This is a genomic window from Paramicrobacterium agarici (genome assembly GCF_002563955.1).
In the GTDB taxonomy this organism is placed as follows: domain Bacteria; phylum Actinomycetota; class Actinomycetes; order Actinomycetales; family Microbacteriaceae; genus Paramicrobacterium; species Paramicrobacterium agarici.
In genome coordinates this window covers 2029366-2042277 of the sequence record NZ_PDJE01000001.1, presented here as the reverse complement: position 1 = coordinate 2042277, position 12912 = coordinate 2029366, and the positions used below count along the sequence as shown (strand labels likewise).

Sequence of the window (12912 nt, the reverse complement as noted above, 5' to 3'; positions counted from 1 at the left end):
GACGTGATGTCGAATTTCGTGTGGGGGAAGATTTTCGCCGATTGAGGCCCGCGGGCTTTCCTGCCCTCGGCACCTTTGTGGCGACGAATGAATACTTTACGCAGAGTTCACCCGGGCGGCAAATCTCTTCGACGTCCCGGGCGTGTCGTGAGAGACCGTCGGATATGCACGGCTCGCACGACCACGAAGACGGCTGCCCTCCATCGAGGACAGCCGTCTCATTCGCGGGTCGTCACGCCTGAATCGTGACCCCAGCAAGCGTCTTCTTGCCGCGGCGCAGCACGAGGAATCGCCGGTGGAGAAGCGCCTCGGCGACAGCATCCGGCTCTGTCACCTTCTCGTTGTTGACGTAGACACCACCCTGGTCGATAGCGCGCCGCGCCTCGCCGAGACTTTTGGTGAGCTCGGTGTCGACGAGAAGCTGCGCGACACTCGAGCCGGGAGCGGCCGTCGCGCCGGGAAGCTCGGACAACGCCGATTCGAGAGTTCGTTCATCGAGCGTTGACAAGTCACCTCGGCCGAAGAGAGCGTCAGCCGCATCGATCGCCGCCTGCGCGGCAGCCTTCCCGTGAACGAGAGAAGTCACCTCCCACGCGAGCCGCTTCTGGGCTTCGCGTCTAAACGGCTCCGTCTCGACCTTGACGGCGTAGTCCTCGATCTCGGCGCGGCTGAGGAAGGTGAAGACCTTGAGACGATCGATGACGTCTGCATCGGCCGCATTCACCCAGAACTGGTAGAACGCGTACGGTGTGGTCATCTCGGGATTGAGCCAAATGGCATTACCCTCGCTCTTTCCGAACTTGGTGCCGTCGGAGTTCACGATCAGCGGCGTACCGAACGCGTGGACGCTCGTGCCTTCTACGCGGTGGACGAGGTCCGTGCCGCCGACGAGATTGCCCCACTGGTCGCTCCCGCCCGTCTGCAGCACGCAGTCGTAGCGGCGGTAGAGCTCGAGAAAGTCGAGAGCTTGCAGCAGCTGGTAGCTGAACTCCGTGAAGCTGATTCCCGCCTCTGAGTTGAGGCGCGCCGACACCGCATCCTTCTTGAGCATGTTCCCAACGCGAAAGTGCTTGCCGACGTCACGGAGGAAGTCGATGGCGGTGAGATCACCCGTCCAGTCGAGATTGTTGACCATGCGCGCACGGTTCTCACCGTCGAAGCTCAAGTAGTTCTCGATCTGAGCCTTGAGACTGTCGACCCACTCCGAGACAGTCTCTTTCGTCTGCAGAGTGCGCTCTGCTGAGGGCCGCGGGTCTCCGACCAGCCCTGTCGACCCGCCGACGAGGCTTAGCGGCTTGTGCCCGGCAAGCTGAAGCCGCCGCAGCGTCAGCAGCTGAACGAGATGCCCGAGGTGCAGACTCGCCGCGGTCGGGTCGAAACCGCAGTAATACGTGATCGGCTCCCCCGCGAGAAGCTCTTTAAGCGCTGCTTGATCGGTTGACACCTGAATGAGCCCTCGCCAGAGGAGCTCATCCCAGATGTCCTCGAAGGCAGCATCGTTGGCCTGATGAGAAAGTACGGGGTTCGACACCCTCATTACAGTACCAGCGCGCGCAAACCAGAAGCGTGATGAGTTTAGGCCTGGAACTCATTATGGCTAGATTTTGATTTTTGACTAAAGTACTCTGAGTTGAAGGTTCTTACTGAACGGGGAGTCCCGCGTGTTCATCATCACCGCAGACCAGATCGACAGCCGCCACACGAAAGACGCGGTCTCGGGCACGCTGACCGCCCTCAACACCAAGCATGCACGCGCACTTGAGTTGCCCGCGGAGCGGACAGCGGGCGATGAGATCCAGCTCATCACGGACGACGCGCACACAGCCCTCACCATCACCCTCGGGCTCTTTCGGGAGAGCAGGTGGAGCATCGGCCTCGGCGTCGGCGACGTCGCCCTCCCGCTCGGAGAATCGACGCGTGCGTCAACGGGCGACGCGTTCTTTGCCGCCCGCGCGGCCGTGGAGCGCGCGAAGCCTCGCCCCGTGCGGTTCGCCTGCGAAGGCGGAGAACGGGTCGACCGGCAGAGCGTGGAGGACTTCGACGCTCTCGTCAGCATCCTTCTGCTTGTTCTCGATCGCCGCACCGACGGCGGCTGGGAAGTCCATGATCTGCTCGCCATGGGCATGACTCAGGCAGAAGCTGCCGAGAAGCTCGGGATCACGGCGGGCGCTGTCAGTCTCCGCGTGCGCGCCGCCGGCATTCGGCAGGAGGATGCCGCTGCCAAGGCTCTGGTGCGTATGCTCGAAGAGCTGAACGCGATGAGCAGAATTGGGAGGTGAGCTGACGTGGAGGTGCTGAATCTGGTCTATTGGACAACCATCGTCGTCCTTCTCATGGTCGCGACGATACTTGCGCTCGTTAGCCTTGGTCGCCCACGGACGATTCCCATCATCGTCTCAGGCGGATTCATGACGGGTGCGCTCGCTCTCGCCGCACTGCCCTTCGCCCCGCTTCCCCTGCCTCTCGCTGTCGCTGTCGCAGCACTGGGCCTCGTGCTCGCCGTGATCGGCGGCGGGCCGGCAGCCACCGCGGTTCTCGAGGCGGCCACGCGCGGGAGCGTGAAGCAGGGCACGCACGGTGGCATCCTGCTCGCTCGCACGGACAGCCGCGTCGACGACTCGGCCTACGTCGCACCTCCGAAGACCGAAGAGGTCATGCGGGGCGGACTCGTGATCGGCCTGCTCGAACGCCTGGCGATCGCAGCCGCGCTCATGGCGGGATTCCCCGGTGCATTCGCCGTTGTGGTCGCGGTGAAAGGTGTCGGACGATTCACCGAGCTCGCGGAATCGGAATCTCGGGAACGGTTCATCATCGGCACGCTGACAAGCTTGATCTGGGCTACGGCGGCCGCGGGCGTCTGGATCCTCGCGATCGACTGACGGCTACTCGGCTCCGGGGGTGGCGCTTGTATGGAGACACTGTGCGGTCTCCCTCGATCCAGAACCGCCAGGGGTAGAGGTCGCTGCCGCCGAGTCCGCTGACTCCGGTGCGCGGGCCTGACAGCACGCTCTGCGGCTTCTGACCCTCACGCAGCTCGAACGGCGCAGCGAAGAGGTCCGAGCCGTTGTCTGCCAGCTGAATGCCAAGGGCGACCGCAAGCCGCCCCGGTCCCCGCGCGAGGTCTCGATCCGACTTCGCCGTCGCGCGCCTCCGCCGGGCAATGTCAATGCCCTCCACGACCTCCCCGCCGCGCATCAGCAGCCCGGAGGGCTGCTCGGCAGGCGCGCAGACGATGTTGCCGCACACGTGCATGCCGTAGGTGAAATAGGCGTACAGGTGCCCGGGCTCCCCGAACATGGTGGCGTTGCGCTTCGTCTTGCCGCGGTGGGCGTGGGAACCGGGATCGACACCGTTTCCCACGTAGGCCTCGAGTTCCGTGAGCCGGATCGTCACGGTGCCCTCTTCTGTCGTGTGCGAGATGAGACTCCCGAGAAGCTCCGGCCCGAGGTCGACAGCAGATTCCATAAGAGTCGAGCGTTCGAGCGCCATCGTCAGTGTGTCAGTCCCAGATCGTGGCTGAGCGACGTGACGCGTGCGACGAGTTCGGAGCGCTGCTCCGTCACCCGCTGCGGAGCCGTTCCTCCGGCGCCCAGGCGGCTCCCGATGGAGCCCTCGACCGTGAGCACGGTGCGAACATCAGGAGTGAGGTGGGGCGAGATGCGTGCGAGAGCCTCGTCGTCAGGCTCGTGGAGCTCAATGCCGTGCTCTTCGCAGTACCTCACAAGTTCGCCGCTGATCTCATGCGCGTCGCGGAAGGCGACACCCTGCTTGACGAGCCATTCGGCGACGTCAGTGGCGAGAGAGAACCCCTGCGGGGCTTGAGCAGCCATCTTCTCCGTATTGAACTGCAGCGTGGCGACCATTCCGGTGAAGGCCGGAAGCAGCACTTCGAGGGTCTCAACGGTATCGAAAACCGGCTCCTTGTCTTCCTGCAGATCGCGGTTGTACGCCAGCGGCAGCCCCTTGAGCGTGCTGAGAAGACCTGTGAGGTTGCCGATCAGACGGCCCGACTTGCCTCGCGCAAGTTCGGCGATGTCAGGGTTCTTCTTCTGCGGCATGATGCTCGACCCCGTCGAGTACCGGTCGTCGAGAGTGACGAAATCGAACTCTCGGGAGTTCCAGAGGATGATCTCTTCGGAGAACCGTGAGAGATTGATGCCAACGAGAGACATGATGAAGCCGAACTCCGCCACGACGTCGCGGCTCGCCGTCGCGTCAAGCGAGTTCTCGCTCGGCCGGGCAAGCCCAAGGTGCCGGGCCACCAGCCACGCGTCGAGTCCCAACGTGCTTCCGGCGAGGGCGCCGGCGCCGTACGGAGAAACGGATGCACGTTCGAACCAGTCGCGAAGCCTCTCGAGGTCGCGCACAAGAGGCCACGCGTGAGCCATGAGATGGTGCGCCAACAAGACGGGCTGTGCGTGCTGCAGATGAGTTCGTCCGGGCAGCGCGGCGTCGGGGTGGGTTTCGGCCTGCGACACGATGGCGTCGATGAGCTGCACGAGCTCGTTTGCGATCGCGTGTGCATGGTCTCGCAGATACAGCCGCACGAGCGTGGCAATCTGGTCGTTACGACTCCGGCCCGCGCGCAGCTTACCGCCGAGCTCCTTGCCCGCAACGAGGATCAGCCCACGCTCAAGCGCACTGTGCACGTCTTCATCGGACTCGGCGGCGGTGAACGTTCCGTCGGCGACCTGCTCGCCGAGCTGAGTCAGAGCGTCGAGCATGGCTGAGAGCTCGTCGTCGCTGAGGTACCCGGCGGCCGCGAGAGCGTGAGCATGCGCTTTCGAGCCAAGGATGTCGTACTGCGCCAGCTTCCAGTCGAAGTGGGTTGACTTACTCAGCGCTGCTAATTCGGGTGATGGGCCGCCCGCGAATCGGCCGCCCCACAGAGCCCCCGCCTCTCCTGCACGGTTCGTTGACATGTCGCCCCTCCCGTCACGCACGCTCAAGCAGCCAGACCATCAGGGCCTTCTGCGCGTGCAGTCTGTTCTCTGCCTCGTCCCAGATGATGCTCTGCGGACCATCGATAACGTCGCCGGACACCTCGAAACCCCGGTCGGCGGGAAGACAGTGCATGAACACAGCATCCGACTTGGCCTTTCCCATGAGCTGCGCGTCCACCCGATATGCCGACAATGACTCGAGGCGTGCGGCCTTCTCTTCTTCTTTGCCCATGGACACCCAGGTATCGGTGACGATGACGTCTGCTCCGGCCGCTGCCTCTGATGCGTCCGTCAGCACGCTCACAGACCCGTTCGTCTGCTCGGCTCGTGACCGCGCGTCTGCCACAACAGCCTCATTGGGCGCGTACCCTCTTGGAGACGCAATGCGCACGTGCATTCCCGCCGTGGCACCGGCCAAAAGGTACGACTGGGCCATATTGCACGCTCCGTCGCCGATGAACGTCAAGGTGAGCCCGGAGAGCTCACCCTTGTGCTCACGGATCGTCAAGAGATCGGCGAGCAGCTGGCACGGGTGGAAGTCATCAGACAGCGCATTGATGACCGGCACTGTGGTGTCGCGGGACATCTCTTCGAGCCCGGACTGACCGTAGGTGCGCCAGACGATCGCCGAGACCATTCGCTCGAGAACACGAGCGGTATCGGCGGGAGTCTCTTTACCGCCCAACTGGCTGTTCGCCGTCGAGATGATGAGCGGGGCACCGCCGAGATCGGCGATGCCGACGGCGAACGACACTCGCGTTCGCGTCGACGACTTGTCGAAGATGACGGCCACGGTCTGCGGCCCTTCGAGGGGTTTGCGCGCCCAGCGGTCGCTCTTGAGTTCGAGAGCGAGGTCGAGAATCTCCGCCTGCTCGGCGGGCGTGATGTCATCGTCGCGAAGGAAGTGTCGGGTCATTGTGCTCTTTCGAAGGTTGCGATCAGTCAAGGGCGGAGAGCGCTGACCGGAAGCGCTCTACAAAATCGGCGATCTCGGCGTCGCCGATGATGAGAGGCGGTGCGAGCCGGATGGTTTCGGGGTTCGGCGCGTTGACGATGAGGCCGGCCGAGAGCGCGGCAGCATGAAGCTCGGACGCAACCGGCTGGGTGAGCTCGATGCCGAGCAGCAGCCCGCGCCCGCGCACGCCCCCGACGAGCGGGGAGCCGATCGCCGTGATCTCTGAGCGGAGCTGCTCGCCGCGTCGGGCCGCATTCTCGAGAAGCCCCGCGGACTCGATCTCGCCGAGAACAGCGTTCGCCGTCGCGGTCGCGAGCGGGTTTCCACCGAACGTGGTCCCGTGCTGTCCGGGGTGGAAAAGTTCACTGGCTTCGCCAAACGTGATGATCGCGCCCATCGGAACACCGCCGGCGATTCCCTTCGCCACGGTCACCACGTCAGGTGTGATGCCGTGCGCCTGGAATCCGAACCACTGACCGGTGCGCCCCACACCGGTCTGGATTTCGTCGATCATCAGGAGCGCGCCGACGTCGCGAGTGAGTTCGCGCGCGCGCTCGAGGAACCCCTCGGGAACCTCGAGCACCCCGGCCTCGCCCTTGATCGGCTCGACGATGATTGCGGCGACTCGATCGTCCATGGCCTGCTCAAGCGCGGCAATGGTCGTATCGATGTACTCGACGCCGCCCGGCAGCGGCTCGAAATCTGTGTGCATCGACGGCTTGCCTGTGAGAGCGAGCGCACCCATGCTGCGGCCGTGGAACGAGTTGGTCATGGACAGAATGCGTGTGCGCTTTCCGTCCGCGCCCGCGTTGAGGCGAGCGAGCTTGAACGCCCCCTCGTTCGCCTCGGTACCGGAGTTTGCGAAGAAGACGCGTCCTGACTCGCCTGCGCCAGAGAGGCGCTTCAAGCGCGCTGCGAGCTCAAGCTGTGGCGGTGTCGAGAAGTAATTCGACACATGAATGAGGGCTTGGGCCTGCTGTGACACGGCTTCGACGACAACGGGGTGCGCGTGCCCGAGCACGTTGACCGCGATGCCGCCGAGGAAATCGAGGTAGCGCGTGCCGTCGACGTCTTCGACGTAGCACCCCTCACCGCGCACGAGCAGCGCCTGGCTCGGTCCGAAAGTGTGCATCATGTCGCGTTCGACGCGTTCACGCCACGTGGTCATCTGCTCTCCTTTACAACTTCGGTTCCGACGCCCGGGCCCGTGAAGAGCTCGAGAAGAATCGAATGGTGCACGCGTCCGTCGATGATCGACGCGGCCTCAACTCCTCCGTCGATCGCGGTCAGGCACGCCGACATCTTTGGAATCATTCCGGCCTCAAGCTTCGGCATGAGCGCGCGAAGCTCGTCTGCCGTGATGCTCGTCACGAGGGAGCTCGTGTCGGGCCAATCGCTGTAGAGCCCGGCCACGTCGGTCAGAACGATGAGCTTCGACGCCGTCATTCCCGCCGCGAGTGCGCCGGCGGCAGCATCCGCATTGACGTTCAGGGGGCGCGACACATCGCCGTGCTCAGGCGCTATCGATGAGACGACGGGGATGCGTCCGGCTTCGATCGCGCTGCGCACGACAGCCGGATCGACATCGATGATGTCGCCCACACGGCCGAGGTCAATCTCGGCTCCATCGACAACCGCCCCGCGCTTTGCGCCGGTGAACAGGCCAGCGTCTTCTCCCGAAAGCCCGATCGCCAGATCGCCATGCGCGTTGAGGAGCTGCACGATCTCACGATTGACCTCGTCGCGCAGCACGTGGCGAACCACGTCCATCGCTTCGGGCGTGGTCACGCGGTATCCGCCGCGGAACTCACTGTGAATGCCGGCATCAGTCAGTGCGCGCGAGATCTGCGGACCGCCGCCGTGAACGACGACCGGATGCAACCCGACGTGATGCAGGTAGACGATATCTTCGGCAAAGGCGGTTTTGAGCTCGTCGGAGACCATCGCGTTGCCCCCGAATTTGATCACGACGACGGCGCCGCGATAGCGAGTGAGCCATGGCAGCGTATCGATGAGCGTCGCGGCTCTGGCTTGAGCCACCTCACGGGAGAGTTGAGTTGCGTGTGTCGTCATCGTCAGCTCGAGTAGGCGCTGTTCTCGTGAACGTAGTCGTGCGTGAGATCGTTGGTCAGGATCGTCGCGGATGCAGTTCCGGCGTGGAGCTCAATCAGCACCGAGCACTCGCGCCCGCTGAGGTCAACGCGCTCCCGCGGCTCGTCCGGACCGCCCGCGTGGCATACCCGGACTCCATTCATCGAGACATCGACCCGATAGGGATCGAATTCGGCCGACGTCGTGCCGATCGCGGCCAGAACGCGGCCCCAGTTGGGATCGTTGCCGAAGATCGCCGCCTTGAAGAGGTTGTTGCGCGCAACAGATCGTCCGACTTCGAGAGCGTCGTCTTCGCTCGCCGCTTCGGTCACGGTGATGGCGATATCGTGGCTGGCTCCCTCGGCGTCGCGTTGGAGTTGACCGGCCAAGTCGCGGCACACGTCGGTGAGCATCTCGGTGAAGGCCGATTCATCGGGGACGATTCCGGATGCGCCGGACGCGAGCAACGTCACTTGGTCATTCGTCGACATGCAGCCGTCGGAATCGAGCCTGTCGAAGGTCAGTCGCGTCGCCGCACGCAGCGCTCTGTCGAGAGCACGAGCATCGAGATCAGCATCGGTCGTGATCACCACGAGCATTGTCGCGAGCCCCGGGGCGAGCATTCCCGCGCCCTTCGCCATTCCGCCGATCGTATAGCCGTCCGTCTCGCGAACGACGGTTTTGGCGTGGGTATCCGTCGTCATGATCGCTTCTGCGGCGGCCAGCCCGCCGTCGGCGGACAGCTGGCTGGCAGCATCCGTCACCCCTGCCTCGATCTTCGCGACGTCCAACTGATCGCCGATCAACCCTGTGGAGCAGACAAGCACGTCGCCAGTTGAGACGCCGACCGCGGTGCCGACAGCCTCGGCGGTCGCGTGGGTGGCTTGGAAGCCCTGCTCGCCCGTGAAGCAATTCGCTCCCCCGGAGTTGAGCACGACCGCAGAGACGACGCCGTCGAGAATTGCCTGTCGCGACCAGATGATCGGGTTTGCCACCGCGCGGTTGCTTGTGAAGACGGCTGCTCCAGCCTGACGCGGGCCGGTGTTGACGACGAGCGCGATGTCACGATCGCCCGTGCCTTTGAGCCCCGCCGGCACACCGGCTGCGGTGAATCCCTGAGGTGCTGTCACGCTCACGGCGCTACTCCGTTCACAGTAAGGCCCGTCTGCTCGGGCAGTCCGAGTGCGATGTTCGCCGACTGGATCGCTGCTCCGGCCGTTCCCTTCGCGAGGTTGTCGACGGCGGTCACGACGACGACGCGTCCCGAGGCCTCGTCGACGGCGATGCCCATCAGCGCGGTGTTGGCTCCCAGCACGTCGGCCGTGCGGGGCACCTGCCCGTCGGGGAGCACCTGGACAAACGGCTCATCGGCGTACGCGGTCTCCCACGCCTCGCGGATCTGCGCTGCGGACGCGCCCGGCGCGATGCGCGCTGTCGACGTTGCGAGGATTCCGCGCGACATCGGGACGATCACGGGAGTGAACGAGATGCTCACGTCAGTGGCACCCGCCCAGCGGAGCCCTTGTGCAATCTCCGGGATGTGACGGTGGGTTCCTCCGACCGCATACGGGTTCGCGGTGCCGAGAACCTCAGCCGCGAGAAGATGCGGCTTCAAGCTCTTCCCTGCCCCGGACGGTCCGACCGCGAGCACAGAGACGATGTCGGTCGATTCGATGACTCCCGAAGCCACGCCGGGAGCGAGTGAGAGTTCGACGGTGCTCGCGTTGCAGCCAGGGGCTGCGATGCGGCGAGCGCCCGCGAGCACGTCACGCTGACGGCCGTCTCCGACGATGAGCTCTGGCACGCCGTAGGCCCACGCTCCGAAATGCTCGCCGCCGTAAAAGGCACTCCAGTCGGTGCCTGACTCGAGACGATGATCTGCCCCGCAGTCGACAACGAGGGTTTCTTCGTCAAGGTGCGCGGTGAGCTCTCCGGACTTTCCATGAGGAAGGGCGACGAAGACGATGTCGTGCCCGGAAAGACGCTCGGGCGTCGTGTCGACGAGCGTGAGGTGGCGCAGCGAACGCAAATGAGGCTGCAGCGCGACGAGAGGCGCTCCGGAATTCGAGTGTGCCGTGACTGTCGTGATCTCAAACTCCGGGTGCTCCGCGAGCAACCGCAGCAGTTCTCCTCCGGCGTACCCGGAAGCGCCTGCGACGGCAACGGTGAATGTCATGCTTCTACCTTATTGAGTGGGCGGTCTGCGCTGGTGTCGGCGGCGCCCACTCGTGACCAGATCACAGGTGCACGACAGGCGTCGCCGAGATTCGCACGGCGCGCCGACGTCGACGCAGCCCGCGCACTGCCGAGAAGAGGCCGAGCGAACGGGAAGCGGACGTCATGCGTCGAGAATACCCTGGGGCCTCGTGTTCGCGCCACTTGATGTCACAGCCTGTTCACGCCGGTGACGGTAACCTGGGCGTGCCCGGCCTGGTCTGATGCCGCAAGGTCGACGGTCGCAGAGATTCCCCAGTCGTGGTTTCCAGCCGGGTCGTCGATGATCTGCCGAACCGACCAGGTCTGCCTGCCTTCGTCGATCAGCAGCATCTGAGGACCACGTGCGTCGGCGCCGACGAGAATCTCGTCGTGCTCCTCGAAATACGCGTCGAGACTCGATTGCCAGTCGTCTGCGGTGAACCCGCTCTCGGCGTCGAGCGCCGCGAGGGAATCGTAGTCTTCGCGCGCGGCGAGCTGCACTCGGCGGAACAGTTCATTGCGCACGAGAATGCGGAACGCTCGTGTCTGCGTGGTGACGCGGGCAGGTGGCGACGGAGACAGCTCCGAGGCGTGCCCGCGGTGTGCGGCAGCATCCGGATGAGCCAATTCGTCCCACTCGTCGAACAGACTCGAATCGACCTGACGCACGAGCTCACCGAGCCATTCGACAAGGTCGGCGAGTTCTTCGGTCATGAGCGTATCGGGGACAAGCTGACGGATCGTTCGATATGCGTCGCTGAGATAGCGCAGAACGACGCCCTCCGACCGCACGAGCTGATAGAAGCGCACGAACTCGGCGAAAGACATCGCACGCTCGAACATGTCACGGACGACCGATTTCGGGGCGAGGTCGAAATCCGCGATCCACGGCTGCGACGCGCGAAACGTCTCGAACGCCTGCTCCAGCAGATCGGCGAGCGGCTTTGGCCAGGTGATCTCTTCGAGAAGCTCCATGCGCTGCTCATACTCGATGCCCTCGGCCTTCATCTCGGCGACCGCCTCGCCTTTGGCCATGAACTCCTGCTGGTTGAGTACAGCTCTCGGGTTGTCGAGCGTTGCCTCGATGATCGAGATCATGTCGAGCGCGAAATCGGGCGACTCGGGGTCGAGAAGGTCGAATGCGGCAAGCGCAAACGGCGACAGCGGCTGGTTGAGTGCGAAGTTCGGCGGAAGATCGACGGTGAGACGGATGCTGCCCTCGCGCACGTCGACGATGCCCGCGTCCTTGAGCGTGCGGAAGATGCTCAACGCCCGACGGGCGAGCTCCCGCTGCCGCGCCGGCGGTTCATGATTGTCGAACACCAGACGACGCACATGCGCGAACACATCGCCGCCTTGTGCGATCAGATTGATGAGGATGGCGCTCGTCATCTGCATATGACTCGAGAGTGTCTCCGGTTCGGCCGAAATCAGCCGGTCGAAGGATCCTCTCCCCCACGAGACGAAGCCGTCGGGTGCCTTCTTGCGAATGACTTTGCGGCGCTTTTTGGGATCATCGCCCGCTTTCTCGAGCGCCTTGAGGTTCTGAGTCTCGTGTTCGGGCGCTTGAGCGATGACCGTGCCAGCCGTATCGAAGCCCGCGCGTCCCGCACGACCCGCGATCTGATGAAACTCTCGCGCGTTGAGCTGCCGCATGCGCATGCCGTCATACTTCGTGAGTGCGGTAAACAGGACCGTGCGAATCGGGACGTTGATACCGACCCCGAGGGTGTCTGTGCCGCAGATGACCGGCAGCAACCCCGCTTGCGCGAGTTGTTCGACGAGGCGCCGATACTTCGGCAGCATCCCGGCATGGTGTATGCCGATTCCCGCGCGGACGAGGCGCGACAAGCTCTTTCCGAACGCCGTCGTGAATCGGAAATCGCCGATCTGCTCAGCGATGCGCGCCTTCTGCTCTTTCGACACGATTTTCTGGCTCGTCAGCGCCTGTGCCCTCTCCATCGCCTGCGCCTGCGAGAAGTGCACGATGTAGACGGGGGCGCGGTTTGTGTGCAGAAGCTCATCGACGGTCTCGTGGATGGACGACGTCTCGTAGTGGTAGGACAGCGGAACAGGCCGTTCGACACCCGTGACGAGGCCCGTCTGCCTCTGCGTTCGCCGGCTCAGATCGGCAGCAAGGTCACTCACGTCACCGAGCGTCGCCGACATGAGCACGAACTGCGTGTGCTCAAGAGTGAGCAGGGGAACCTGCCAGGCCCAGCCGCGTTCGGGGTCCCCGTAGTAGTGGAACTCGTCCATGACGACCTGCTGCACGTCGGTGTCGCTGCCGCGCCGTAGCGCAAGGTTCGCCAAGATCTCGGCCGTGCAGCACAGAATCGGCGCTTCGGCGTTGACACTGGAATCCCCGGTCATCATGCCGACGTTCTCTGCGCCGAACGTCTCGACCAGAGCGAAGAACTTCTCGCTCACGAGAGCTTTGATCGGCGCAGTGTAGACGCTACGTTCACCGCGGGCGAGCGCGAGAAGGTGGGCTCCGACGGCAACGAGCGACTTTCCGGTTCCCGTTGGAGTCGAGAGGATCAGATGATTTCCGCTGACAACTTCAAGGAGAGCGTCTTCCTGCGCGGGATAGAGCTCGATGCCCTGCTGCGTTGCCCAGTCGGTAAACGTTTCGAGCACCACATCGGGGTCGGACGACGCGGGCACGGTGAGGCCGGACCCGGCCGGCCTCACCGTGCCATTCATGCCATCGGTTGGCGGATTCTG

11 protein-coding genes are annotated in these 12912 nt (G+C 64.2%); 2 read left to right on the top strand and 9 right to left on the bottom strand.

What is annotated here, in order from left to right; translation table 11 throughout:
- Nucleotides 1-232 precede the first annotated feature (232 nt).
- Nucleotides 233-1531, bottom strand: coding sequence for a tyrosine--tRNA ligase (gene tyrS, locus ATJ78_RS10010; protein ID WP_434061491.1), 1299 nt, complete (start codon nucleotides 1529-1531; stop codon nucleotides 233-235).
- Nucleotides 1532-1661: 130 nt separating this feature from the next.
- Here tyrS and ATJ78_RS10005 point away from each other — a divergent pair, with 130 nt between their 5' ends.
- Nucleotides 1662-2279, top strand: a complete 618-nt coding sequence (locus tag ATJ78_RS10005) for a DNA-binding protein (RefSeq protein WP_098407462.1) — start codon at nucleotides 1662-1664, stop codon at nucleotides 2277-2279.
- A 6-nt stretch (nucleotides 2280-2285) separates the two neighbouring features.
- Nucleotides 2286-2879, top strand: a complete 594-nt coding sequence (locus ATJ78_RS15885; protein WP_156088591.1) for a hypothetical protein — start codon at nucleotides 2286-2288, stop codon at nucleotides 2877-2879.
- On the opposite strand, the gene ATJ78_RS09995 is transcribed toward ATJ78_RS15885, so the two are convergent.
- The 8 genes from ATJ78_RS09995 to ATJ78_RS09960 form a co-directional block, all read right to left on the bottom strand.
- Nucleotides 2839-3489, bottom strand: coding sequence for a DNA-3-methyladenine glycosylase (locus ATJ78_RS09995; protein WP_098407461.1), 651 nt, complete (start codon nucleotides 3487-3489; stop codon nucleotides 2839-2841). The genes ATJ78_RS15885 and ATJ78_RS09995 overlap by 41 nt on opposite strands.
- 2 nt (nucleotides 3490-3491) lie before the next feature.
- Nucleotides 3492-4922: an argininosuccinate lyase gene (gene argH / locus ATJ78_RS09990; protein ID WP_098407460.1), complete on the bottom strand. Its 1431-nt coding sequence runs from the start codon at nucleotides 4920-4922 to the stop codon at nucleotides 3492-3494.
- Between the two features lie 13 nt (nucleotides 4923-4935).
- Nucleotides 4936-5859, bottom strand: coding sequence for an ornithine carbamoyltransferase (gene argF, locus ATJ78_RS09985; RefSeq protein WP_098407459.1), 924 nt, complete (start codon nucleotides 5857-5859; stop codon nucleotides 4936-4938).
- A 22-nt stretch (nucleotides 5860-5881) separates the two neighbouring features.
- Nucleotides 5882-7066, bottom strand: a complete 1185-nt coding sequence (locus tag ATJ78_RS09980; RefSeq protein WP_098407458.1) for an acetylornithine transaminase — start codon at nucleotides 7064-7066, stop codon at nucleotides 5882-5884.
- On the bottom strand, nucleotides 7063-7971 hold the full coding sequence (gene argB, locus ATJ78_RS09975; RefSeq protein WP_098407457.1) for an acetylglutamate kinase: 909 nt from the start codon (nucleotides 7969-7971) through the stop codon (nucleotides 7063-7065). Before argB ends, ATJ78_RS09980 begins: the two co-directional genes overlap by 4 nt.
- Nucleotides 7972-7973: 2 nt before the next feature.
- A complete protein-coding gene (argJ, locus tag ATJ78_RS09970; protein WP_098407456.1) occupies nucleotides 7974-9125 on the bottom strand; it encodes a bifunctional glutamate N-acetyltransferase/amino-acid acetyltransferase ArgJ in 1152 nt (383 codons plus the stop codon).
- Nucleotides 9122-10165, bottom strand: coding sequence for an N-acetyl-gamma-glutamyl-phosphate reductase (gene argC, locus ATJ78_RS09965; protein WP_098407455.1), 1044 nt, complete (start codon nucleotides 10163-10165; stop codon nucleotides 9122-9124). Before argC ends, argJ begins: the two co-directional genes overlap by 4 nt.
- Nucleotides 10166-10374: 209 nt before the next feature.
- Entirely contained in the window at nucleotides 10375-12891 is a 2517-nt protein-coding gene (locus ATJ78_RS09960) for a DEAD/DEAH box helicase (protein WP_098409320.1), read from the bottom strand.
- Between the last annotated feature and the right edge of the window lie 21 nt (nucleotides 12892-12912).